The organism is Vibrio eleionomae, from assembly GCF_009874545.1.
GTDB lineage: Bacteria > Pseudomonadota > Gammaproteobacteria > Enterobacterales > Vibrionaceae > Vibrio > Vibrio nitrifigilis.
In genome coordinates this window covers 1-24,187 of record NZ_WEKT01000024.1, presented here as the reverse complement: position 1 = coordinate 24,187, position 24,187 = coordinate 1, and the positions used below count along the sequence as shown (strand labels likewise).

The following is a 24,187-nucleotide window of genomic DNA, read 5'->3' as shown; positions in this document are numbered from 1 at the left end:
TTGCTGCTTAGTAACGCCAAAACGATTTTGAAAACACAATCAGTACGGGGAAGATCTCTAATCGGCCAAAAATCATCGCTAAACACATTAGCCATTTCGCTGGATCTTTGAGGGGTTCAAAGCCTGCTGCCGTTTCACCCCAGCCAAGCCCCATATTATTAATGCAAGCAGCAACGGTGCCGTACGCGGTTTTAAAATCATGGCCAATTGCCACCAGCCCCCAAATAAAAAAGCAGGTAAAGAAAATCCATAAAAAGAACAGGCCCCAAATCGATCGCATCACCCGATCATTCACTTTTTCACCGGCGACTTTGGTGGTAATAATGGCATTAGGTCGAACAAGCTGATTAATTTCACTACGCCCTTGTTTATAAAGCAATAAAAAGCGCATCGCTTTAATCCCGCCACAGGTCGAGCCGAAACAACCGCCAAAGAAACTGGCACCTAACATCAGTAAAACAACCGCATCAGGCCAATTAGGGAAATCTGCCGTACCTAGCCCGTTATCAGTCATGACAGAGACCGCTTGGAAAAAGCCATGAATAAACGCATCTCCCGCACCAAAGGTATGGGTTCGCACCAGTTCCAGCCACGAGACCACTACGACAATTGCCATAATGAGCATCATAAATTGAAATTCGGCATTGCGATAAATTGGCTTTAAACTGCGCTGAATAATAGCGATGTAATACAGTGAAAAGTTCACTGCAGCGAGGATCGAAAACACACCGCCAACCAATTCAATTGCGGAGCTGTGATAATAGCCAATACTGGCACCATGGGTCGAAAAACCGCCCAAAGACACCGTAGATAAACTGTGGCAAATGGCATCAAACCAGTTCATTCCCGCCAAGTAATACGCTACGGTGGTCACTAATGCCAATAAAGAATACAAGCCCCACATGCTACGCGCGGTATCGGCTAGGCGCGGTGTCAATTTCTCTTCTTTCATTGGGCCGGGCATTTCTGATTGGTAAATACGTGCGCCACCAATACCGAGAAATGGCATGATGGCCACCGCCAATACAATGATCCCTAACCCACCAAGGAAGTTAAGTTGCGCTCGGTAAAAAAGAATCGACTTGGGCAAAGTATCAATGTTGGATAGAACCGAGGCACCTGTAGTGGTAATGCCAGAAACCCCTTCAAACATGGCATCCGTAAATGATAAATCCAAACGTTGATCGAGATAAAAAGGCATGGCACTCATAATGGAGAAAATCAGCCAAAACAGACAAGCCACCATAAAACCATCACGTTTTTGGAGGTATTTATCTTCGCTGTTATTGGTGAGCTTCCAACCCATCACCCCAATCAACATGGAAACCACAAAGGTATTAAAAAATGGGGTGATATAACCATCGCGAAATAGCCACGCCACTACCATTGGTACCAGCATGGTTAAACTGTAAATGATGATTAAAAAGCTGCATAAATGAAGTACAGTACTCACCCGAGTATGAGTACGGAAAAAGGTTTGAATATTCATGGTATTTCAATCTATTGATGGCGAGAAAGAACGCGTTGGCAATAGTGAATCATTAGCGAAAAACAGGTTAATTTAACAAACGATAGCCAAGGCCGGTTTCCGTTTTTAGCAACGCTTGTTCATCCACACTATCGTTTAATTTACGCCGCAATTGGCTCACCAAAATACGTAAGTAATGCGTATCTTCGCGGTGAGTTTCTCCCCAGATTTGTTCCAGCAAATCGGTCTGCTTCACCAGCTTGTTTTGATGCATGGCGAGAATCAACATAAAAGCGAACTCTTTATTCGTCAGCGCTAAAATATCATCATCAAGCCAGGCTTCATGCGTACTTTGCTGTAAACGAATTCGGCCACAATGCACCACATCACTCAAGGCGCCATCTTCCACTAAATCACGCACTAACACTTTAATTCGCACAATCAGCTCACGCACACCAAAAGGCTTGCTTAAATAGTCATTCGCTCCAGCTTCAAGTAACCGAATTTTTTCATCTTCTTCATCACGAGCCGTTAAGATCAATGCCGGTACACGACTGGTTTGGCGAACTTGCTGCAAAAAGCGCATACCATCCCCATCCGGTAATCCGAGATCGAGCACCACAACATCAGGCTCTAGGCTTTGAAAGCGCTCTAACGCTTCGCCTATCGATCCTGCGCCAATATATTCAAAACCTTCCGCCATTAACGAAATACGGATAAAGGTGTGAATTTGCGGCTCGTCATCCACCACTAATACTGTATAAGCCACGCTTAATTCACTCCTAAGGGCAATTGAATACGAAAGAGGCTGCCTGTTTTATCAGGCATTGCCTCGATTTGCCCGTCATGAGCGGTAATCAATCCTTTTGCAACAGCAAGGCCCAGCCCCGATCCGCTGTCGTTATGTTTTAATCCTGCATCAGAATAAAACAGTTCAAATATCTGCTGGGCCTGCTCAGATGAGACACCAGCGCCCTCATCTTTAACATCCACCCAAATATGCTCCCCTTTCTGGAAAGCATGAATAGACACCTGTGACGATATAGGTGAATAACGCAAAGCATTATCCACCACATTATAAAGAGCCTGAGCAATCAGGCTGGCACTTACCATTACTGTGGGTAAATGAGATTCGACTTGAACCACGACTCGCGATTGACGCTCACCTAAACGCGCCACCACTTGGTTGATCACCTGAACGATAGACTCTTCAGCTTTATTTATGATTAACGCGCCATGCTGCAACTTAGTGGCTTGCAAAAGGTTTTCGATGTACTGGTGAAGACGATGGCTTTCTTGGGTAGCACTATCAATCAGCTCTGTTGTTTCCATGCGAGAAAGGAGTGGGGAGTACTCTTTCAATGTGCTCAACGTGCCAATGATAGTGGCTAAAGGTGTGCGCAAGTCGTGAGAGACTGACAATAAAATGCGATTGCGCAATTCCGCCTGCTTTAATGCATCTTGTTGGCGCTTGTAATGATCAGCCATCTGGGTGGTAATCACGGCCACCAAAACGAACACAATCACATTTATTGTGTCATCTAATCGCCACATAACCAGGGAGTATTGTGGCGTGGTAAACAAAAAATTAAAGCACACAGCCTCCACCACTGCAGCGATATAAGCGAATTTTGCATTTGCTTGAAACGCAATCACCATTACCGCTAACTGCAAAAGCAGTAACACTGCAATGGTCGACCCAAGCAACAAATACACACCATAACTGCTAGCAAGAGCACCCAACATCACAGACACCGTTAACAGTATCTGCTTTGTACTCTCTTTTAATGTCATTGTTGTTGCCATCTGTCTTAACCAGTGCTGTGAACTCTATCAAAAGCCTTTTTATACCGCGCGTAAAAAAAGCGTAAAAAATCATTTTCACGAGAACGATAACCCGTATGTATCATTGGTTACGGCTTCTGGTATTGATGAGGTTGTTCTAAATGCCTTAATATTTTGGCTGGATTACCCGCTATCACCACGTTATCTGGAAAGCTTTTTGTCACCACACTGCCCGATGCCACCACCACATTATTGCCTAATGTGACACCCGGATTAATGGTGGCATGCCCTCCAATCCAACAATCGTCACCAATGGTTATCGGTTTGGCAAATTCGTACACTTCACGCTCTGCCAAATCAAGCGGATGTCCCGCAGTATAAATACCAACTTGAGGACCAATTAAGCAGTTGTCACCAATCGTGACTTTTGCACAATCGAGGATCACTCCGCCAGTGTTCATATAAAAGTTTTCCCCAACATGAATATTCGCGCCGTAATCACACATAAACGGACTACGAACCAACAGCTTTTCACCACAGCCACCAAACAGGGTACGTAAAATATCCTTACGCTCCGCTCTTTCTCTATGCCTTAATTGGTTGTAATCATCCAACAAATCTTCCGCTCTAGCACGTAATTCAACTAAGGTCTGTTCATCTGAAAGATACAACTCGCCCGCACACATCGCGCGCCACTGCTTCTCATCACCAGATTGCAAGATTTCAATAAAAGACGGATAAGACACCATAAATTCCTTGTAAAACACAATGGCTGCATTCAAAGCCTAAAACGGTCTAGTATAACCGGATATGGGATGAAAAGACGCCCTCAATGTAGAGATGATAGAAGTAACTATACATTGCCCAATTAAATCACGAATGTGATCTCTGCCGAGAGGTAACGACATTTCCCCCTAACCAATACCCAATATTCTCTTTACTAACGCTACAATGCGTACGCTTACGAATAAACACCAATGAAAGATGCATGGCTTAATTAAAAGTATCGGTGTTGTAAACCACACTTGGCTAGCACGCGCATATCAGTCTGCGCATCACAACATTAAAGAGAAACAAATGACGTCAGAAATAACGATTCCGAATAAGAAACCACTATCAAAGAAATGGCAAAGGCGCTTTGAACTATTTGAGCAACTAGATGCGAGTAATAAAACACGCTCAGAAATTGTGAGTAGCAATGAGTTTCGCCAACTAAAATTTCGAGAACGCTCACTTATCTCAATGAATTATTGGGGATTTTTCCTAGGGCCACTGTACTATTTTTATCATCGAATGCCACTAAAAGCATGCCTAATCTTAGCCATTTCTTTTATCTGGAGCTCTATTCTTATTACCATAGAGCACCTCGCCATCATTACTATCCCTAGTATTGTATTTAGCGCGACATCATCAGTTATCGCTGCGCTGTATGTTAACTTCGATGTGTATCGCAAACACACTCATGGTGAAGTGATGTGGCCTAAATTTCCTATGTGGTGTCACCATAAGGCGTTGATGATCACCTTAGCCGTTGGAGCATTTATCATCAACGTTGGTATCGGAGCCTTTATTACTACTCATGAGTATTATAGTAACGCGGCGAGCTCCGATTTTTTCCCTGCTAAATTGAACTGCAGTGGCAAGGTGCTTTATGTCACTGATGACGAACTGTCTTATATCGGAAAACCAGCACTTTGCAATGCATTAGATAATTTAGAATAGCGTTTTCCCTGCATCCCAAAACAACGCCCGCATTAACGATTAATACGGGCGTTTTTGTATAAATTGGCGATTACCAAATCAATTAACTCATCACTCAAGGCGTCGATAATCTTGCGTATCTAAGTGGCGCATCTGGCCTAACACCCAATGAACGCGCTCTTGTACATACTCAGTCATTGGTGTTGGGTGAATTTTATATGGATTCGGCAACACCACCGCCAATTGCGCGGCTTTACGACGCGTTACCTGACTGGCTGAAAGACCAAAATAGTGCTCACATGCGGCTTGCACACCGTAAATACCCGGGCCATATTCCACCACATTTAAATACATTTCCATAATGCGCTGCTTGCCCCAAATAAGCTCAAGTAACAAAGCAATATAAAGCTCATACGCTTTACGAATATAGGTATGGCTGGGAAACAAAAACACGTTTTTAGCGGTTTGTTGTGTAATCGTACTCGCGCCACGATCGGGACCACCATCGCCACTTTCTTCAATTACCGACACTAACGCATCAACATCGATACCCCAATGAAATGGAAAACGCTGATCTTCAGAGGCCATCATGGCTAAAGGTAATGAAGGAGACATTTTATCCAGAGGTATCCACTGATGTTTGGCGTGTGCCGGATACCCTTGCGGCGGAAACAAAGTACGGTGTACTTCCCACATCCAAAATGGTGGGTTAACAAATTTAAGCAATATCACCAACACGATAGGCATACCAAGTAGCACCGCGATGGCAGTAATAAACACACGTTTAATACGACGTCGAACCCGTCTGATAAAAGCTTTCACACCACTTCCTTTTTTATCCACTGCCATTAATGTAGAGAGAGCCTGCTGACAAATCAACTCTATGGCTTTTGCTATTATGAATATCTAAATCAATATCTTGTTTAGTTGTTTTGATCGAATAATGGTTTGTTGCGTAAAACCAGTAAGTTTACAAATTACGAGTGGTATATGGTTAAATTAACGCTATTTTTTGACGGAACATGTCCGTTGTGTGTAAAAGAAATGACCGCGCTGACTCAACACGATAGCAAAAAACAGATAAAAATCGTCGATATATATAGTGATGAATTTGTGCAATACCCCATGATTGATGCAGAGAAAGCCAACAATATTCTCCATGCACTGGATAATAATCAGCAGCTCTATTTAGGACTGGATGCCACCTATCAAGCTTGGAAATTAGCGGGCAAAGGATGGCTGTATGCCCCGCTACGCTGGCCAATCATCAAACCCATCGCAGATATAGGCTACCTCCTATTTGCCCGTAATCGCTATAAATTCTCTTATTGGCTCACGGGTAAGTCTCGTTGCAGCAACAATCAGTGCATGAAATAACAGCGTGTTCAATATGATTCTTTCCTTTCTAGGGGGATTTGTAGGATGTACAAAGGGAGGGAGCCTGTTCATAACTTGCTGTAACATCAACGAACACCGTTGCATCAACGACCAGCAAAACTCATCGCGATCTCGATCTGGTTCTCACCCTTTCAGGGGGATTTAGAGGGGGTTACTTCAGCGATCTCTCAGAAAAATAAATCTCAGAATCAGTAAGTTAACAACAAACATCCACACCGTAACCTCCTCAGCCACGGATTTACTGTAAGCCCCTTCCCCAGTCTTCCCTAGGGGAGCGAGCCTGTTCGCCGCTTACTGTATCGTCAAACGAAAAAACCAGCGAATTGCTTCGCTGGTTTCTCCGCACCCTACTCGATAAATGGCAAGTTTCTAAGCGTGTTTTTCCGATGTTGGGCGAACAAAAAAGGCATAACTGATCGCGCCAATCATCAATAAACAAGCCCCTAGAATAAATACATCAGTAAAATTACCGGTCGCATCAAGAACCATTCCTGCTACTATCGGAGCGCAAGCTGCACCAAGGAAACCACCAAAGTTTTGGATGGCGCCTAACGATGAAACTTGGCTACGTGGCGCAATATCAGAAGCCAATGTCCAGATGGCACCTTGCGGTAACTGAGAGAAAAAATACCCCAGAGATAATAGTGCAATACTCAATGTGTAATTATGTACAAACGCAATCGGTGCAACAGAGCAAGCGGCAAAGGCAGCACCTGCAACAATCGGCACTTTACGGGCAGTTACCGCTTTCACCCCTTTACGCACAAGATAATCTGAAATCGACCCACCACAAAGCACACCTAAAATACCGCATAAAAATGGCAGCGCAGCAACCCACCCTGTTTCTTGAACAGACAATCCCATGCTGTTTTCTAAATAACTAGGCAGCCAAGTAAGATATACCCAGATGGTAAACATAATAGAAAAGTTGCCAATAATCATGAACCAGGTATTTCGTTGTTTGAACAAATCACCCCATTTTACAGATTCCATATGTTGTGGCTCTGCGGGCGCATCATCTTCCGCATGAATCACATCCATTTCTTTTGTGGTTGGATGACGAAAATACTTAAGCCATACCACAATTACAGGGATGCTCATTAAACCAATGGCTACAAACATTCCACGCCAACCTAACGTCAGTAGCAACACAGTTAATAGCGGTGGCGCAACGGCATTAGCAATTTGCGAACCAGTATTAATGATCGATGTAGGAAAGCCTCTTTCTTTATCGGAGAACCACATGTCGGTCACTTTAATCCCAGTGGTAAAGAAGGGAGACTCTGCCACGCCCAACAGTACACGCGTGGCGTATAACATACCAAAGCCACTGGTAAAACCGGCGATGACGGTCACTGCTGACCATAAAGTTAAACCATAGGAAAAGATTTTTTTCGGTCCAAACCTATCCACTAGCCACCCGGCTGGCAAGTTAGCGAGTGCATAAGGCCATAAAAATGCTGATAGTAGCAACCCCATTTCAGTCGAGCTCAAACCAAATTCTTTGGCGATAGTGGTATTAGCAATACTCAAATTAGCCCGGTCAAAATAATTAATAATTGCCGCGACCAAAATTAGTATCACAATTCCCCAACGGTAATTGCTGATGGTATTTGTTTTAGTTTGAACAGGTGTAGTAATACCTACCTTTCCTAAAGGCAATGATGTCGTATCTTTCATAATATTACCTATTTTAGAGGTTAATATATTTGTAGGGTAAAGATGCCCATATATATTGGGCACCTTGAGTTATATTATTTTTATTAGATTTCTTTGATTTTATTATTGTAAATATCTGAGCCTTGTTTTATCTGTTTTAATAACACATCAAGCGCCCAAAACTTCTCAATAACATCATCTTTAATAACGCGACAATAATTACTATTAAACGTCGGTAGCTTATTCATCAAGTGATATTCTTTCGCATTTTTTGGATAACCAAGGTTTTCAACCACCGCACTCATTGAAAGAAAGACGGATAACTCATCCGCCAGCGCAAGATCTTTATTCGCGTCATGATATATCCAGCGATACAGATCGGGATGGAAGTTCGTAAACACGCCGCAGAACCCTTTCGAGCCCGCTTGCATCGCCGGATAAGCGATTGCCGCATTCGCATTCACAATATTTAGTGGAGTATCTTTCACTAACTGCACGCGTTTAGTGACTGTTGCTAAATCACAGCTCACATCTTTAAGCGCGACGAATCGGCCACTTTCAGCACAATAGGTCAACTCTTCATCGGTCAATAAACGACGGTATGGCGCAGGACATTCATACAGGCCAAGCGGTAAATCACTAGGCAATTTTTCAAGAATGGCATTTAAGTGACTCATAAAGGTATCAGTGCCTTTATTTTCTGGGTCGAGATGGTTAGTGACTAAAACCAACACATCGGCACCACATTCGGCCATGGCTTGCAGTTCGTTAATTTGTGTCTCTAAATCATCGCTAATATGGCCAGAGGTCATCACCGGGATTTTCCCGTTAACTTTATTCACCACACACTTGGTAATATCGATCCTTTCTTGCAGAGTTAGATACTGCATCTCGCTTGACTGGCAAACAGCAAATAGACCATCTACACCCTTGTCTAAATACCAATCAACTAAATGTTCCAATGATGAATAATCGACGCTTCCATCATGATTAAAAGGAGTAAGCATTACAGGGATAATGCCTTCGATACTTTTCATAAGCACCTCATTAGATTTAAAGTGAGTAAGCAGCAGCAGGAGAAAATGACGGTGTTTGGCTCGTCAAACGCATACTGACTTGTTCTTTGTCTGGCATAGCTGACGCCCCTTCTAGCTCAACAGCAAGAGAAGCAAACGCAGCAGCAAAATTGGCCGCATTAATTACGGAATAGTTTTGTGACAGTGCCGCAGCAAATGCGCCATTAAACGCATCACCAGCTCCTGTGGTGTCAACACACACCGCATTGTAAGCAGGAACATGAGTGGTATTGCCGTTATCATTCACCAGTACACCTTTAGCGCCAAGGGTAATAACCACTTTATTCACCCCCATATTCAGAATGACTTTCGACGCTTCAATAGCACTATCGATATCGGTAATTAGCACTCCGGATAATTCATACGCTTCGGTTTCATTCGGTGTAATCACATCCACGTAAGGCATACATTGAGCGATATCTTTTGAATATGGTGCTGGATTTAAGATGGTAAGAATGTCGTTTTTATTCGCCATTTTCAGACAATTGACGGTGGCATCAATGTTATTTTCCAGTTGCACAATCAAGATATCTGATTTAGTGAGTTCTTCTTCAATAGCAGACACTTCCTCATTGCTAATTGTTTGATTTGCACCAGGATTAATCGCAATCATGTTTTCGCCATCACTTTGCGAAACATAAATAAGCGCATTACCGGTTGATTGGGTGTCTGATTGATAAAGAGTGAACGAAAAAATGCCTGAATTTTCTAGGTGCTTAAAGGCAAAATCACTGAATTGATCTTTGCCGACCTTAGAAACAAAATGCACTTGGGCGCCCGCTTTACTGGCAGCTAACGCCTGGTTTGCCCCTTTACCTCCTGGACCTAAAATACTGTCGATGGATTTCAACGTTTCACCCTTATTCGGAAAACGTTCGACTTTCGCGACAATATCTACATTAAAAGATCCCATTACGCAGACTTTTCCTGCCATAGTTAATCCTTTCTTATTACTAAATTTCAATTTATCACTGGATTTAAATATGCTGTCAATTTCATTACTGAAGTTATTGATTATTTCACTTTGCATCTTCTTACGTGAATATATAGCCCCACCGTAACAACGAGAAATAATTTTCTTAGAAGATAAGTAATTAAGATCGTTACGTATCGTCTTTTTTGAAACATCAAACTTATTAGCAAGCTCATTCACCGATACACGATTAAATTGCTCCAATATATCCAATATTATTTTTCTTCTTTCTTCCGTAAACATATTGAACCCCTCTTGATATTATTTAGATTAAATTTAGTGACACAATCATATCGTGATAAAACTCAGAGTTTATATTGGAAAACGGAAAGAAACGGAAAATATAAAAATACTATCTATTTTGTATTTTTCATTTGATTTATGAATGCAAATAAAAAAGCCGGCGAATGACTTCGCCGGCTTAGTAGGGGAGAAAATTTGAAAGGACTACGTGTTACACGTCGAATCGGTCGGCGTTCATCACTTTGGTCCAGGCCGCAATAAAATCACGCGCCATTTTTTCTTTGTTGTCATCTTGAGCATAAAATTCTGCATAGTTACGCAAGATGGAGTTTGAACCAAACACGAGATCCACACGTGTTGCCGTCCATTTTACATCACCACTGGCTCGGTCGCAGATATGGTAACTATTGCGCCCAGTTGGCACCCAACGATTGTTCATATCGGTTAGATTTACGAAGAAATCGTTAGACAGAGCCCCAACGTTATCAGTAAACACACCATGTTTACTGCCCGCATGGTTAACACCCAGCACGCGTAAACCACCAATCAATACCGTCATCTCTGGCGCCGTTAGCCCCATCAACTGAGCACGGTCAAGCAACAACTCTTCTGGTTTAACCGAATAATGCTCTTTTTGCCAATTACGGAAACCATCGGCGAGCGGCTCTAATACCTCAAACGATTCCACATCGGTCATCTCTTGAGTCGCATCACCACGACCTGCTGTAAAGGGGACAGACAGTGATAAACCGCCGGCAGCAATCGCTTGTTCAAGCCCAACATTCCCTGCTAAAACAATCACATCAGCCACACTGATACCAAAACCAGCGGCGATAGGCTCTAATACCGCCAATACTTTAGTTAACCGCTCTGGCTCATTGCCTGCCCAGTTATTTTGCGGTGCTAAGCGGATGCGCGCACCATTGGCACCGCCACGATAATCAGATTGACGGAAGGTTCTCGCACTATCCCAAGCTGTTGCAATTAACTCAGCAACACTTAACCCGCTTGCGGCAATTTTCTCTTTCACCGCATCCACGTCATAATCGCGCTTACCTGCGGGAATAGGATCTTGCCAAATCAGCTCTTCGTTAGGCACATCTGGGCCGATATAACGCTGTTTTGGCCCTAAATCACGGTGAGTTAACTTAAACCATGCGCGAGAAAACGCATCGGCAAACAGCGCTGGATCACGATAGTAACGTTCAGCAATGGCGCGATAATCAGGGTCCATTTTCAGAGCCATATCTGCATCAGTCATAATAGGGTTATGACGAATACTTGGGTCTTCCACATCCACTGGTTTATCTTCTTCAGCAATATCAATAGGTTCCCATTGCCATGCACCTGCTGGGCTTTTCTTCAATTCCCAATCGTATTTAAATAGCAGCTCAAAATAACCGTTATCCCATTGCGTTGGGTTGGTTGTCCAAGCGCCTTCAATCCCACTAGTGACTGTATCTCGGCCCACGCCGCGGGCTTGATGATTCATCCAACCAAACCCTTGATCTTCAATAGCCGCGCCTTCTGGCTCTGGCGACAGTTTACCGGCATCACCGTTACCATGACATTTACCCACGGTGTGTCCGCCTGCGGTTAACGCCACCGTCTCTTCATCATTCATCGCCATACGAGCAAACGTCACCCGCATATCTTGCGCGGTTTTCAGTGGATCAGGATTGCCATCCACGCCTTCAGGGTTGACATAAATTAATCCCATCATTACCGACGCCAATGGGTTTTCTAAATCTCGCTCACCGCTATAACGGGAATGTTCTGCATCACTGGTTGCAAGCCACTCCGTTTCTGCGCCCCAGTATGTATCTTTTTCAGGATGCCAAATATCTTCACGACCGAACGCAAAACCAAAGGTTTTTAGCCCCATCGATTCATACGCCATATTGCCGGCTAGAATCATCAAATCCGCCCAACTGATTGCATTGCCGTATTTCTTCTTAATTGGCCACAACAAACGACGCGCTTTATCTAAGTTGGCGTTATCTGGCCATGAGTTCAGAGGTGCAAATCGTTGGTTACCCGTCGCACCGCCTCCGCGACCATCAGCAGTACGATAGCTGCCAGCTGAGTGCCAAGCCATACGAATCATCAAACCACCATAGTGTCCCCAATCAGCAGGCCACCAATCTTGGCTATTGGTCATCAAATGTTTTAAATCTGTTTTAAGTGCATCAACATCGAGCTGTTTCAAGGCATGGCGGTAATCGAACCCGTCATCAAGTGGGTTAGTTTTCCGGTCATGCTGATGCAAGATGTCTAGATTTAGGGTCTTTGGCCACCACTCTTTCGCCATATTTGGCGACGTTAGGCTACCGTGCATTACAGGACATTGTCCTTTTGGCGTGTTCGATTGCTGCGTCATTGGTGCTTCCCTTTTTAGTAATGATGATTGATGACGTTTTTACTAGCTTGATGTAAAAGACGATCACCTCGGGCTAGTTGTTACCCTTCACTCTACTCGGGAAAAGTGCCGCTGGATAATACTGTTTAGCGATTAATCTAATAGACAAAACTGATGAATCAATAGGTTAAATGTATTGTTCAGCCAATAAAAAAGCGAGCCATGGTAGGCTCGCTCAGCATTTAACTCGTGATAATCGGTTAGAACTCTTTTTGCCAAAACAGCGCATGTCCTGCTTCTGGGTCGAGTTCATATCCAGCAAAACCGAACTTTTGGTAGGTCTGTTTTGCCGCATCATTTCCTGATAACACTTCAAGTGTTAATTTGCAGCACCCGCGCTCTTTTGCCACTTCTTCCACTTTTGCCAATAACCCTTGGCTCAAGCCCTGACCGCGAAATTCAGCCCCCACCACCACATCGTGGATATTGATTAACGGCTTGCATTTAAAGGTAGAAAACCCCTGCAAACAATTAATTAACCCAGCGGGTATGCCATCAACAAATGCCAGCACTGAAAATGCATTCGGCACCCGGCTCAGTTCCGCGACCAAATTTTCTTGAACGTATTTAGAAAGCGTCGAACCGCCCCCCATTGGATCAGCCGCGTATTGCACCATTAGGGAAACAATAGCCTCGGCATGCGCTGGCTTTGTATAATCCGCGATGATAATTTCTGTGCTCATTGGTTCTCCTACTTCATGGACAGATATGCAATGACGTTAGCATAACTATGCATAGATAAAAACCCTAACGCCATCACCTAACCCACTTAATCAAATAGAACCACAAGCACAATTAAACGCTAAACTGCGCGATAATCTTATGCTGCTTAACCGCTTTATTATGCAAAGTTTGACTTGATATTGCGTTTTCTTCTGCGCCACTTGCCGTTTTGTCAGCGGAGTCGCTAATGTTCACTACACTTCTGCTAATATCTTTTGCAGTGGTGCTTTGTTCCTCAGTGGCAGCGGCAATTTGCATATTCATTTCAACGATCTGACCGATCACTTCTCCCATCACAGTCAGGCCGACTTCCGCTTGTTCTGCCACCGCAATATTGCTCGAATTACTGCTCACATTAACTTTAATGGTATCCACAACCGCTTGAATCAAACGCTGCATAATTTCAATCATGTTCTTGATTTCTTCAGTAGAATTCTTAGTCCGGCTGGCCAAACTGCGCACTTCATCTGCAACCACCGCAAAACCGCGGCCTTGTTCTCCTGCACGCGCTGCTTCAATTGCCGCATTCAATGCTAACAAGTTGGTTTGCTCCGCAATATCCTGAATCGTGCCAATAATGCTATCAATTTGGCGTCCATAGTCGTCCAATTCGATGGCCGTTTTCGAGGTCTCTTCAATCTGCGTCGCTTGCTTGCGAATGTTATCGATGGCTTTTTTGATACTGACACTCACATCGGTCACTTTGCTATCTGCCTGCTCTGCCGAGGTCATCGTATCGTGGGCGCGCTGCGCCACTTCTGCGACGGAACTTTCCATCTCTGTCATGGCTGAGGCCGTCGATTCCAATAAATGACGCTGCTGCGACACTGCTTTGGTCGTCATGTCACTGATCTGAGCATTTTGATCCGCCACATTCATCATTTCATCATTTCATCAGCCGACACATTCAGTGAGGTAAACACATGTCGCAAATTATCAACTAACCCATTTAAATAACCACTCAGCTCATCAAACTCATCTTTCGATTGGTCGTTAAACCTTACTTTCAAATTGCCCTGAGTCAGGTTCAGTAACACTTCTCTAAATTGGGACAGTGTTTTGCGAATCCAGGTTGCCATCCATACAGGCATTAGAATCGCTATCAGCAATGCAGTGGTACTGACGATAAACATGGTTGTTTTAATCACACCAAAGTTTTCATTGGTATTTTTCTGCGCAGCAGCCACGATGAGTCGCGACTGATCAACAAAAGCACTAACAGATTCTAATAATTGCGCAATATCCTTATGGGTATGATCGAGCAATAAGTCAGTTTTTAAATCGTTGTCGTGTTCATTGAGATATAAATGAAACAAACCATCAGGGTCATTAATTTCCTTAAGTAAAGGCAACAGCATTAAACTGAACAGCTTTCCTTTGTTCGTATCGTAAGATTTAATTTCCTCATAGCGGCGGGCAATCACGATATCCATGCCATCCATGCCTTTTTTGAGCTTATCGGTATTCCCATCAATCATATAGTTATTAAATGCATTGAGAACTTGCTTTGCCTCACGCTCTAATCCTTCCAGCGTCAATAAAAACTCAGGACTAAGATTTTCACGAGAAGAATACTTGTCGAGATAATAATTTATCCGGCGGTCAACATGGCTAAGAATTCGGGTTTCTTTATTGATTTTTTCTTGTGTTTCAATGGTATTGAGACGAATCTCTATGAGACTATCCGCCTGATGTTCAAAAGATTTGCGTACTTTTTCTATGGTTGATAATTCTGATTCTAGCTCAGGGTTATTTCTGATCACGTCTTTTGGCAAACTGCTTAGCGATTCATTAATACTCTTACCATACGCGACAAATTGTTTTCTCTGATCCTCAACTTCTGCCGCCTTAGAGGTAGAAAAAATAGCAACCACACTCTCATATTGCTGCACGACCTCGATTTTAATATCACTGGCTTTCTTCGCTATCGGCAGGCTTTCATCCATCACTTTATTCAGATCACTCTGAACCCCTGTGATGGAAACATAACTGACCCCAACCAAAATAAGTAAGGCCACCAGCAAAACCGCAAAGCCCACTATGATTCTTTGTACTAAAGACATACTGTCCGTCCTCAACATCCAGCCCACTCAGTGACTGAGTTTTTATAATTTATTTCAGATAGTTAGAAAGGTTATCCGGTGTGATTAACTGGAATGGGACCCAAACAACAGGCTCAACCGATTCTTTATCAATCACTTTATAAGCGACGTTCACAGCGGTTTGCGCTTGACCCACCGCGTCTTGAAGTACCGTAACATCGAGATTGCCCTGCTCCATTTCGCTGAGCGCATCTTTACTGCCATTAATACCGCCCACGAAGTATGCTTTAGGATCTTTTCCTGAATCTTTAATCGCCATGAGACCGCCCAACGCCATTTCATCGTTATTGGCCACGAGCACTTTAAAATTCACACCATCAGCCAACCATTTTTTGACCACGGTATACGCTTGGTTTTTTACCCAGTTTGCCGATTCAGATTTCACTAATTTCATATCAGGGTATTGAGATAACACATCTTTCACGTCCTGAGTTCTGACTTTAGCCGCAGGATGGTTTACCTCACCCATCAGAAGCGCCACATTGCCTTGATGACTAGCAAGCTTTGCCAACGCTTCCATTTCCATAGTGCCCGATTCTTTTTCGTTCGAACCAACATAAATCGCTTTCGCAGGCAGCTTACTCAAATCTTCAACAGGGGGGACGTTCAAAAAAATGAGGGGATGAGTTTTTGCCAGCTTGACTATCTTTTGCTTCCTTTCAAAATTACCGGTGGTCAAAACAATAATGGCATCGGCGCCCGCCTCGATATAACTTTTAATCTGCTGATATTGAAACTCTTCATCTCCACCAGCAGAATCGATATATATCATCACCATGGCTATCTACTGATTTCTCGATATTTTTTGTGATTAGATTTCGATAGTTATCTTGTTCACTAACAGAAACAGCGATGAACTTTGCATTAGCTTGAAAAGACGCAATACCGAATAAAAAGGCTATCGGAATAAACCTTATTAAATAAAGAACATTGTATTTTTTTGACATTGACTCTTTTAACCCAAAATAAATAATTCCCCCTCATTTATATAAGGATATAAATGAGGTTGATAATCTTAAATTGAAATTAATATTTCATTTTAAGTCGATTAATGGACGGAGAAATATAGCGATTTTTAAGCAAAGCGATCCCTGCAAAGAAAATTGCACTTTGACACCACAAAGATAATTCCATTTACCGTCTGGTTAGAGATAAGCCGCATATACATTATGACGAACATATCAATACCGCTATATCTATGATATTAATTGCTTAATAGCAATCACTATTAGCACATATGAGATGTGTTACACATATTTCTTAATAAAACATGATCCATATCGCTATATTTAAATGCGGCGGTATTGAACGGTTATAACTACCCAGTATATGTATTTTATATACATCCCATTTAAAAAATTTCAATCAACTATATTAGGATGTATTTCATTAGAAATTTTTATTATTGAGCGGCTTTCACTTTAAGAAAAACAGACCGAGTTGCTGTGGTTAGCACTGAATATAAAAAGGCCTCAGCACCACATGCTGAGGCCTTTGTTTCACTGTAATTAAGCCGCTATTTATAGCTTAACTCCGAGGCTTTACCTTTAAAGATGCGATACACAACAAAGGTGTACATCAAGATCATCGGCACCACGATAGCGACTCCTATACCGGTAATCACCAAAGTTTCTGGCGCACTAGCGGCTTGCTGAGCAGTTAACCGCCCCGGCACCACTTGCGGAAAGAAGCTGTATGCCAAACCAAAAAAGCTCAGAGCAAATAGAGTCACCACACCAAAGAACGGAAAACGGCAACCAAAATCATCACGCGTTGGCACTCGCACTAAATAGCGATCAATCGCCAATACCAATGCAATCACGATAACTGGGACAGGCGCTAACATCAGTACGGCAGGAAATTGAAACCATCGCGCAGCCACTTGTTCACTGACCAAGGGATTGGCAATACTCACAGCAACCACACCCAGCAGCGCCACCCAACCAGCTTTACGCGCCCACTTCGCTGCGCGAATTTGTAACTCTCCTTCGGTTTTCAGCACTAACCACGCACCGCCGATATAGATATAGGCCGCCGTCACACACAACGCACTTAACACAGCAAATGCATACGCGATTGGCTGCTCTGAAAAGCCCAACACATATCGGCCAATCATGTACCCTTGTGTTGATGCCGCAATAAACGAGCCGAGTTTAAAACACACGTCCCAGCGATCTTTATGGTCCGCTTTTGCTTTAGCACGGAAATCGAACGAGACCCCACGCATAATTAACCCCAGCAGCAATATTGCGGTCGGGAAATAGAGCTCGGTCAAAATTAAGCTATGCGCGCTAGGAAAAGCAATCAGCAGCACACCGACAGCTAATACTAACCATGTTTCATTGGCATCCCAAAATGGTCCGATGGAGGCTATCATGCGGTCGCGCTGTGGTTCATTATTGCTCGGTAATAACATCCCGACGCCTAAATCATAGCCATCAAGCACCGCATACATAAATACTGTAAACCCGAGGACCAACAGATAGATTTCCGGTAAATATTGGCTCATGCGATGGTTTCCTTTTGAGTGTCAGACGTAGGCACTGGCGATTCAGAGAGTGATTTGTTCGCGAGATAAAAGATAGTGCGCAGATACGCATACAACAGCGCTGCGTAAATCATTAAATACAGAGCCAATGTCACCGCTACCGAACTGCCCGCGACCGGAGTCACAGCATCCGCCGTTCTTAATACACCAGAAACCAACCAAGGCTGCCGCCCGACTTCGGTCACATACCAGCCGGCGAGTGTCGCAATCCAGCCAGAAAATGTCATCACAACAAAGGCTCTCAGTACCAAAGGTTTGAGTGCGAGGCCGCGATGCACTTTCCATGCGCCAAACCAACTGAAGAGCAGCATTAACACGCCCATCCCAACCATAATCCGAAAACCAAAAAACAGCGGTTTGACTGGCGGATGATCTGGCGCAAACTCGTTGAGCCCAACAATTTCGCCATTAAAATCATGGGTTAATATCAAGCTCGCCAAATGTGGCACTTCAATCGCAAAGTCGTTACTGCGTGTCTCTTCGTTTGGCACCGCAAAAAGAAGCAACGGCGCGCCACGTTCGGTTTCCCACACGCCTTCCATCGCTGCAATTTTGGCTGGTTGGTGCTCTAGTGTGTTTAAACCGTGCATATCACCAACCAGCATTTGTAGTGGCGCCAACAATGCCGCAGCGGTAATCGCCACCTTAAACGATCGCTGTGCGGGTTTGTGGTGCGACGATTTAAGCAGTTGATAGGCCGAAATCCCCACGGTCACAAAACACGCCGTTAACCCAGATGCCAGTAACATATGGCTTAAACGATAAGGCAAAGACGGATTAAATATCACCTCACGCCAACTCACCACATGCACCACGCCATCAATCACTTCGTGCCCTTGCGGAGTGTGCATCCAACTGTTTAACACCAAAATCCAAAATGCCGAGATGGATGTGCCAACGGCCACCAGCACCGTGGCTAAATTATGCAGCCATTCAGGCACGCGCCCGCGCCCAAACAGCATCACGCCCAGAAAGGTCGCTTCCATAAAAAATGCCGTCATCACTTCGTAGCCAAGTAGTGGCCCGGCAACATTCCCTACCTTCTCCATAAAGCCCGGCCAGTTGGTGCCAAACTGAAAGCTCATCGTGATACCCGATACCACACCCAGCGCAAAGGTCAGTGCGAAAATCTTCACCCAGAAGAAATACACATTCAGCCACATCGCATCTCCGGTGCGATTAAAACGCCATTTGTAAAACACCAACAACCAACCTAATGCGATGGTTAAGGTCGGGAATAAAATATGAAAGCTAATGTTCGCGGCAAACTGAATCCGCGACAGTATGAGAGTTTCTAGCATAAAGGTGTCCTCGCTCTATTCACTCGGGCATCGTGCTCTAGGTTTAGTAAGTTGTACGTAGCAAATACATTAGCGATCATTAATAAATAACCTATCCAATATTCACACTACGAATTTAATTGGCCGACAGTGTAACGAGGCTATATATGTATTTCTTAATCAAACTGTGAGGGGATATTGCAATCTATGACATCTGAAATAACACAAAAATCATAGGGATAAAAACCAAGGGAGAATGAAAAGAGAGGATGGATGAGTCCAATAACCGCAACAATCAGGCTAAACGAAATGAAAACACCCTAACGCCACTCATACCTGCTCCGGCCTTTTGCTTGCTAAACACGATAGGCATGGTTATATTCACCATAAATCATGATGTTATCGCATTATAAATAACCTGAATGGAATAACTAAGGAGCCACTATTGATTCGTTACGCGACAGAGCAAGACTTGCCCGCCATCGTTGAGATTTATAATCACGCGATTGTGAACACCACTGCCACGTATGATTACACTCCTTATCAAGTTCATCAGCGTAAACCTTGGTTCGACCGCCTCACTCAAGGCAATTACCCCATTTTGGTGTGGGAAGAACAAGGTGAGATCGCAGGCTATGCTGCGCTTGAACCGTTTCGCCCCGATAGAGCGTATTGCGCCAGCGTGATGCACAGCATTTATCTTTCGCCAAATCATAAAGGTAAAGGGATTGGGTTTAAGTTGGTTGAGGCGCTTATCATCGAAGCCAAGCAGCACGATTTTGCGACTATGATCGCTGAGATTGATGGTGCTAACCCAGCCAGTATCGCCCTACATCAAAAGCTCGGGTTTACATACGCTGGTACGCTTAAAAACGCAGCAAAGAAATTCGATACCTGGTTAGATTTGGTCTTTTATGAATACGATTTGTTGGGTGAGACTCAATAATGAGAAATAAGAAAAGCTTTTATAACAGTACTTACACACGGCTTAGCTAGCCATTAAACGTGTAGTGCCAAGTGCACATCACTTATCGAACACCGCCAACAAGGATAATGGATCCTATGCAGAAATGAGGGCGAGTTCGATAATAATCCTATTCGGCGGTTAATCACTGAAGTGATTCGCGCCATTTACGCGATAAGTTGTAAGCAGTTTAAAGGCGCCCAGCCAATCACAGTCGGTTTAGATTCTTTAAATCCGTAGATCCAACCATTCATTTTTCTATAAGAGATCAGCACCTCACCCTCTTTTAAATTGAACTCGGTAGCGTCGTAATCAAATAATGCGGTTGCTTGAGTGCCTTCAATACGAAGAATTTGCTTCGGTACCCAGCCCTCTTTTTCGACACCTTGGCACAGCATCCAATTCGGCCAATCGCCTTGTGGATTAGACTCTTGGATAAAGGTAAGCACTTCGTCTTTACTGATTTTGATCGGGTGAGCAGGTGCATCATGGTATTGCTTATTGGCAATGTATTTCAATGTTATGTCCTTTGTGATTATTACGACAGTAGAATACTAAGCGCCTAAGCAGTTAATTTTCTAATTACTATTCTAGTTAAGTTTCTTATATTCAACAATATGCATCAGGAAATTAATAATTAATTAGCAATCAATAATGTACATCTAAGTGGAAATGTCCGGGCTACTGAAACCCGATTTGAAGAGCGACCTTTTGGTGGTGGTGAGTTGTGAATTAGAAAGTGCAATTTTAACCAATATTCTCTATTGCTCATATATCAGTCCCTAGATATACATAAGGAAATATATGCCTGTTTATCCTACTCTGTTACAAGCAAATACAGCATACATAGGCTTACCTTAAAACACTCATCAAGCCTCCCTTGATGTACCGCCAAAAAACGGTCACTTCTACCATTATTGCAGAGACTGACTTCTTTTGTACGACCAATACCGAAGTATTAAGCACATATTAATTTACTTTATTAGGTTTCTATCACTCGATTTAGGAAATGTATATGTGCTGAGTCTGAAATATCACATCCCAAGAACTGACGATCTAAATTTTTTGCTGCAACTAATGTAGACCCCGAGCCAAAAAATGGATCGACAACTAGATCTCCTATTTGAGAGCTTTGAGAAATCAATACTTCAAGAAGTTTAACTGGCTTCTCTGTCGGATATCCTCTGTAAACTCGCTTAAATTCTAAGACATCAGGAACACCTAAATTATTTAGCTTTCTTTTCCCCTTTTCAAAAAACAAAATAAATTCATGTCGAGATCTATAGTGATATCCCATTCCGATAGAGATTTTATCCCAAACTATAGGTTTCCAAAATTTAAAACCAATTTTCTCCGCAATTGGTTTAATATAAAACATAGTTTCTTGGTCACAAAATAAATAGAAGTGAGCATTATTTTTTAAAACTCTAAAAACTTCCTTTAATAAACTCTCGAATCGATCATTAGGAAATATATCAAACCATTGATTACTTGAGCTTTTACTTACTTTTAATCTTGTTGTAGTCCCCACTTTCCTATGTTTTTCTAATGACTCATATGGTGGATCAGTTACCAAAAGATCAACGCTCGCATCAGCGAGCGTTGTGAGCCAATCGACAGCATCCTCTTTAAATATTTGCATAAACTTCTAGACCAAACTGCTACAAACGCGTCCATTTTGATAAACAGTAGACACTACACCTTTATCTAAATGACGGCAATCGACACAATAACTTTGATAACCGGTAGGATTTCGCGCTGTTTTACGTGCAGGGGTGTTACCAAAGTTAGATGGATAAGGATGAAACACATGCTCTCCACCATTTGCATCAGAACAATGCGGACATGATTTGTATTTTTGTCCCGTAGTGGCATCTTTCTTGTGAATCATGCCGTTATTTAGAGCTTTACCACAACAACTACAACTCATAAATCCTCCTTAATTGAGCTATAAATACGAATGCTAAAAAAATAATAATTTACAATCGTTTGTCGCTAATAAACCAGCTACCCACGAAAATCATGAGCAGATAATTGCTAATTGATGATGAGGAGAAAGTAATATTTTATTTCATCTCCGGACATGCTTTCGAAGAAATTTGCAATTTCGGTTTTATCTCTTTTGTTTCGATTTTTTTATCAAGGCTATTAATAGTGACAGATATACTAATACCACATTCAGTAATTATAGCTACTGTAGATTTTTCACCTGGCTTAAGGTTATTTTTTATAATAACTGCTTTTTTATTTTTTGTTATAGTACTGCTTATTCTTCCTGAATTATTATGTTCGCTTTCAAAACTATCCCCCCTATCAATGCCAATGGTTGCTATAGAATCATTAGTAACGTACAAGTTAACATGAGAATTCATAGCTTGTTCTGCTGTAATAGAGTATGGACCTATTAATTGCACCACATCAGGAAGTACTGATGGAGACTTGGCAAATACAGATGTAGATAATAACACCACTGCTGTCATTAAGTATTTTTTCATAATAATCTTATAACCTTGGTTTATATAAAATAAATATGAATTTAAACTTCGCGATCTTTTAAATTCATCTATAAGTTTGTCCTATTTTAATTAGCTTTTTTTCATTGCAGATTTTTAACGCCGCAAACAGTCGAGCAAACTCCAAAGTTACAGCGAGTAAATGACTATACACAACGACCGCCAAGCTGTTGAGAGTCCATTGATTTGCTTTGTTAACTGGCGTTTTTCTTATACACACTTACGGCCATTATTGCTTCTAAACTGTAACGACGGTAAAACTTAACAAAGCCAATATAAAAAATATATGCAAAGACACCAAATGTTATTATATGTTCAATTTTTATATTACTATCCGAAACATTGAAATGGGAGTAAACCGAAAACCAAAAAGCCAATAAAAAGACAAAAGATACATTTCTAGTTAACCCATATAATGCTACGTAATTTTGTAATTTATTAGCATGCCTTTCAGAGTTTTCGAAAACAAAGTGATAAAGTAATCTCAGATAATCTCCATCAATACCTTTATCTATTACCATCTCATCTACATTAACGCCTATTTCGTCTCTTAATATATCTTTGCATTTTTTGAATGTTTCGCTTTTTAATTTTTCAGGTAAAGATTTAGCTTGCATAAACATCTTTATTTTCAATATATCTTTCATTATTAGCTTTAAAACTGATATAGGTAATATAATGATAAAGAGTAAAAGCCTACCTAAATTTTTGTAGCCTTTATTACAACTTTGATGAAAGTATGGCTTAGCTTTAACCTCAAATAAAAACTCAGATGGATACCCATTAGAATACGTTGAAAATGCTTCTATTACTGCTGAAGATCCAATTGCCAGTACATGTCCAACAAGGTACGAACAAATTACTGCAGGAATAAAACTTAATAATTGATTAGCATCGGTACTGTCTTTTAAATTAAGAACCGACACTAAACTATCCATTTTGAATACAAAATTCATAAGATACAAAAGTACCGCACCTGGAATCATATATCCAAGAAAATCATAAAAAGAAAATGGATTTTGTTTCATTTATGGCCCTTACAAAATTAACTAACATTTCATGAAGACAGTTAACTCCCAATTAAGGGGTGAGCAACGCCACCACCCAGCTTAAAGCATTGTACCGTAGCCACCAAAATTGAAGTAGAAGAAAAAATGCCAAGCGTTGGGAACCCCTCTTAAATTGCTTGTATGGATAATAATTACCGATTTAGGGTAATGTGAGACCCAGGCTTTAGCTGCAACTAAAGCTTTCTATGTCGTAGTTCGATTGAACGTTGGCTCCTCTATTGAGAGACCGGTAACAAGATGGAACGCGACATAGGACTCCAAGCAC

General features: G+C 42.3%; 23 protein-coding genes and 1 pseudogene. 3 read left to right on the top strand and 21 right to left on the bottom strand.

The features are described from left to right. Window positions 1–7 precede the first annotated feature (7 nt). From F9817_RS13305 to F9817_RS13290, 4 genes are all read right to left on the bottom strand, one after another. Entirely contained in the window at window positions 8–1,489 is a 1,482-nt protein-coding gene (locus F9817_RS13305; protein WP_161156309.1) for a TrkH family potassium uptake protein, read from the bottom strand. Window positions 1,490–1,556: 67 nt separating this feature from the next. Then, the gene (locus tag F9817_RS13300) at window positions 1,557–2,237 is read right to left on the bottom strand and encodes a response regulator (protein ID WP_161156307.1); all 681 of its coding nucleotides are present in this window, start codon (window positions 2,235–2,237) and stop codon (window positions 1,557–1,559) included. 2 nt (window positions 2,238–2,239) lie between these two features. After that, entirely contained in the window at window positions 2,240–3,274 is a 1,035-nt protein-coding gene (locus F9817_RS13295) for a sensor histidine kinase (protein ID WP_237476253.1), read from the bottom strand. 107 nt (window positions 3,275–3,381) lie between these two features. Further along, entirely contained in the window at window positions 3,382–3,939 is a 558-nt protein-coding gene (locus F9817_RS13290; RefSeq protein ID WP_161156383.1) for a sugar O-acetyltransferase, read from the bottom strand. Window positions 3,940–4,330: 391 nt separating this feature from the next. On the opposite strand from F9817_RS13290, the gene F9817_RS13285 reads away from it, so the two are divergent. After that, complete coding sequence (locus F9817_RS13285) at window positions 4,331–4,975, top strand: DUF2628 domain-containing protein (RefSeq protein WP_161156306.1); 645 nt, start codon at window positions 4,331–4,333, stop codon at window positions 4,973–4,975. Between the two features lie 90 nt (window positions 4,976–5,065). On the opposite strand, the gene mtgA is transcribed toward F9817_RS13285, so the two are convergent. After that, a complete protein-coding gene (mtgA, locus tag F9817_RS13280; protein WP_329604826.1) occupies window positions 5,066–5,743 on the bottom strand; it encodes a monofunctional biosynthetic peptidoglycan transglycosylase in 678 nt (225 codons plus the stop codon). 201 nt (window positions 5,744–5,944) lie between these two features. On the opposite strand from mtgA, the gene F9817_RS13275 reads away from it, so the two are divergent. Further along, window positions 5,945–6,331, top strand: coding sequence for a thiol-disulfide oxidoreductase DCC family protein (locus F9817_RS13275; protein ID WP_161156301.1), 387 nt, complete (start codon window positions 5,945–5,947; stop codon window positions 6,329–6,331). Between the two features lie 390 nt (window positions 6,332–6,721). On the opposite strand, the gene F9817_RS13270 is transcribed toward F9817_RS13275, so the two are convergent. From F9817_RS13270 to F9817_RS13225, 11 genes and pseudogenes are all read right to left on the bottom strand, one after another. After that, entirely contained in the window at window positions 6,722–8,032 is a 1,311-nt protein-coding gene (locus F9817_RS13270; protein ID WP_161156299.1) for an MFS transporter, read from the bottom strand. An 83-nt stretch (window positions 8,033–8,115) separates the two neighbouring features. After that, window positions 8,116–9,048 carry a dihydrodipicolinate synthase family protein gene (locus F9817_RS13265; RefSeq protein WP_161156297.1) on the bottom strand — a complete coding sequence of 311 codons (933 nt, stop codon included), beginning with the start codon at window positions 9,046–9,048 and terminating at the stop codon, window positions 8,116–8,118. Between the two features lie 16 nt (window positions 9,049–9,064). Next, window positions 9,065–10,021, bottom strand: a complete 957-nt coding sequence (gene rbsK / locus F9817_RS13260) for a ribokinase (RefSeq protein WP_237476252.1) — start codon at window positions 10,019–10,021, stop codon at window positions 9,065–9,067. 117 nt (window positions 10,022–10,138) lie between these two features. Then, window positions 10,139–10,303 (bottom strand): annotated as a pseudogene (locus tag F9817_RS24525) (DeoR family transcriptional regulator); the annotation flags it as partial. Window positions 10,304–10,514: 211 nt separating this feature from the next. Continuing rightward, window positions 10,515–12,683: a catalase/peroxidase HPI gene (katG, locus tag F9817_RS13255; RefSeq protein ID WP_161156293.1), complete on the bottom strand. Its 2,169-nt coding sequence runs from the start codon at window positions 12,681–12,683 to the stop codon at window positions 10,515–10,517. Between the two features lie 239 nt (window positions 12,684–12,922). Further along, window positions 12,923–13,405, bottom strand: a complete 483-nt coding sequence (locus F9817_RS13250; protein ID WP_161156291.1) for a GNAT family N-acetyltransferase — start codon at window positions 13,403–13,405, stop codon at window positions 12,923–12,925. Window positions 13,406–13,517: 112 nt separating this feature from the next. Then, window positions 13,518–14,327 (bottom strand): methyl-accepting chemotaxis protein, encoded by an 810-nt coding sequence (locus F9817_RS13245; protein ID WP_161156289.1) that lies wholly within the window; start codon window positions 14,325–14,327, stop codon window positions 13,518–13,520. After that, the gene (locus F9817_RS13240; RefSeq protein WP_161156287.1) at window positions 14,324–15,508 is read right to left on the bottom strand and encodes a HAMP domain-containing protein; all 1,185 of its coding nucleotides are present in this window, start codon (window positions 15,506–15,508) and stop codon (window positions 14,324–14,326) included. Before F9817_RS13240 ends, F9817_RS13245 begins: the two co-directional genes overlap by 4 nt. A 49-nt stretch (window positions 15,509–15,557) precedes the next feature. Then, window positions 15,558–16,325: a substrate-binding domain-containing protein gene (locus tag F9817_RS13235; RefSeq protein ID WP_161156285.1), complete on the bottom strand. Its 768-nt coding sequence runs from the start codon at window positions 16,323–16,325 to the stop codon at window positions 15,558–15,560. A gap of 738 nt (window positions 16,326–17,063) precedes the next feature. Further along, on the bottom strand, window positions 17,064–18,056 hold the full coding sequence (locus F9817_RS13230; protein WP_161156284.1) for a cytochrome d ubiquinol oxidase subunit II: 993 nt from the start codon (window positions 18,054–18,056) through the stop codon (window positions 17,064–17,066). Continuing rightward, window positions 18,053–19,396, bottom strand: a complete 1,344-nt coding sequence (locus F9817_RS13225) for a cytochrome ubiquinol oxidase subunit I (RefSeq protein WP_161156282.1) — start codon at window positions 19,394–19,396, stop codon at window positions 18,053–18,055. The genes F9817_RS13230 and F9817_RS13225 overlap by 4 nt, the downstream gene beginning before the upstream one ends. Window positions 19,397–19,820: 424 nt before the next feature. Between F9817_RS13225 and F9817_RS13220 the strand changes: the two genes are divergently transcribed. Then, the gene (locus tag F9817_RS13220) at window positions 19,821–20,321 is read left to right on the top strand and encodes a GNAT family N-acetyltransferase (protein ID WP_161156280.1); all 501 of its coding nucleotides are present in this window, start codon (window positions 19,821–19,823) and stop codon (window positions 20,319–20,321) included. Between the two features lie 185 nt (window positions 20,322–20,506). On the opposite strand, the gene F9817_RS13215 is transcribed toward F9817_RS13220, so the two are convergent. The 5 genes from F9817_RS13215 to F9817_RS13195 form a co-directional block, all read right to left on the bottom strand. After that, window positions 20,507–20,857: an SH3 domain-containing protein gene (locus F9817_RS13215; protein WP_202436458.1), complete on the bottom strand. Its 351-nt coding sequence runs from the start codon at window positions 20,855–20,857 to the stop codon at window positions 20,507–20,509. Window positions 20,858–21,321: 464 nt separating this feature from the next. Continuing rightward, a complete protein-coding gene (locus F9817_RS13210) occupies window positions 21,322–21,981 on the bottom strand; it encodes a DNA-methyltransferase (protein WP_161156278.1) in 660 nt (219 codons plus the stop codon). A gap of 6 nt (window positions 21,982–21,987) precedes the next feature. Next, a complete protein-coding gene (locus tag F9817_RS13205) occupies window positions 21,988–22,269 on the bottom strand; it encodes a hypothetical protein (protein ID WP_161156276.1) in 282 nt (93 codons plus the stop codon). Between the two features lie 136 nt (window positions 22,270–22,405). Beyond that, complete coding sequence (locus tag F9817_RS13200; RefSeq protein ID WP_161156274.1) at window positions 22,406–22,834, bottom strand: hypothetical protein; 429 nt, start codon at window positions 22,832–22,834, stop codon at window positions 22,406–22,408. 212 nt (window positions 22,835–23,046) lie between these two features. Then, window positions 23,047–23,880, bottom strand: a complete 834-nt coding sequence (locus tag F9817_RS13195; RefSeq protein WP_161156272.1) for a hypothetical protein — start codon at window positions 23,878–23,880, stop codon at window positions 23,047–23,049. Window positions 23,881–24,187: the final 307 nt, after the last annotated feature.

What these genes read in the sequence shown, in the direction of transcription:
- F9817_RS13305 (WP_161156309.1), bottom strand. Translation starts at nt 1,489, where the DNA reads ATGAATATTCAAACCTTTTTCCGTACTCATACTCGGGTGAGTACTGTA.
- F9817_RS13295 (WP_237476253.1), bottom strand. Translation starts at nt 3,274, where the DNA reads ATGGCAACAACAATGACATTAAAAGAGAGTACAAAGCAGATACTGTTA.
- F9817_RS13290 (WP_161156383.1), bottom strand. Translation starts at nt 3,939, where the DNA reads ATGTGTGCGGGCGAGTTGTATCTTTCAGATGAACAGACCTTAGTTGAA.
- F9817_RS13285 (WP_161156306.1), top strand. Translation starts at nt 4,331, where the DNA reads ATGACGTCAGAAATAACGATTCCGAATAAGAAACCACTATCAAAGAAA.
- F9817_RS13275 (WP_161156301.1), top strand. Translation starts at nt 5,945, where the DNA reads ATGGTTAAATTAACGCTATTTTTTGACGGAACATGTCCGTTGTGTGTA.
- F9817_RS13270 (WP_161156299.1), bottom strand. Translation starts at nt 8,032, where the DNA reads ATGAAAGATACGACATCATTGCCTTTAGGAAAGGTAGGTATTACTACA.
- F9817_RS13265 (WP_161156297.1), bottom strand. Translation starts at nt 9,048, where the DNA reads ATGAAAAGTATCGAAGGCATTATCCCTGTAATGCTTACTCCTTTTAAT.
- rbsK (WP_237476252.1), bottom strand. Translation starts at nt 10,021, where the DNA reads ATGGCAGGAAAAGTCTGCGTAATGGGATCTTTTAATGTAGATATTGTC.
- katG (WP_161156293.1), bottom strand. Translation starts at nt 12,683, where the DNA reads ATGACGCAGCAATCGAACACGCCAAAAGGACAATGTCCTGTAATGCAC.
- F9817_RS13250 (WP_161156291.1), bottom strand. Translation starts at nt 13,405, where the DNA reads ATGAGCACAGAAATTATCATCGCGGATTATACAAAGCCAGCGCATGCC.
- F9817_RS13245 (WP_161156289.1), bottom strand. Translation starts at nt 14,327, where the DNA reads ATGATGAATGTGGCGGATCAAAATGCTCAGATCAGTGACATGACGACC.
- F9817_RS13240 (WP_161156287.1), bottom strand. Translation starts at nt 15,508, where the DNA reads ATGTCTTTAGTACAAAGAATCATAGTGGGCTTTGCGGTTTTGCTGGTG.
- F9817_RS13235 (WP_161156285.1), bottom strand. Translation starts at nt 16,325, where the DNA reads ATGGTGATGATATATATCGATTCTGCTGGTGGAGATGAAGAGTTTCAA.
- F9817_RS13230 (WP_161156284.1), bottom strand. Translation starts at nt 18,056, where the DNA reads ATGAGCCAATATTTACCGGAAATCTATCTGTTGGTCCTCGGGTTTACA.
- F9817_RS13225 (WP_161156282.1), bottom strand. Translation starts at nt 19,396, where the DNA reads ATGCTAGAAACTCTCATACTGTCGCGGATTCAGTTTGCCGCGAACATT.
- F9817_RS13210 (WP_161156278.1), bottom strand. Translation starts at nt 21,981, where the DNA reads ATGCAAATATTTAAAGAGGATGCTGTCGATTGGCTCACAACGCTCGCT.
- F9817_RS13205 (WP_161156276.1), bottom strand. Translation starts at nt 22,269, where the DNA reads ATGAGTTGTAGTTGTTGTGGTAAAGCTCTAAATAACGGCATGATTCAC.
- F9817_RS13200 (WP_161156274.1), bottom strand. Translation starts at nt 22,834, where the DNA reads ATGAAAAAATACTTAATGACAGCAGTGGTGTTATTATCTACATCTGTA.
- F9817_RS13195 (WP_161156272.1), bottom strand. Translation starts at nt 23,880, where the DNA reads ATGAAACAAAATCCATTTTCTTTTTATGATTTTCTTGGATATATGATT.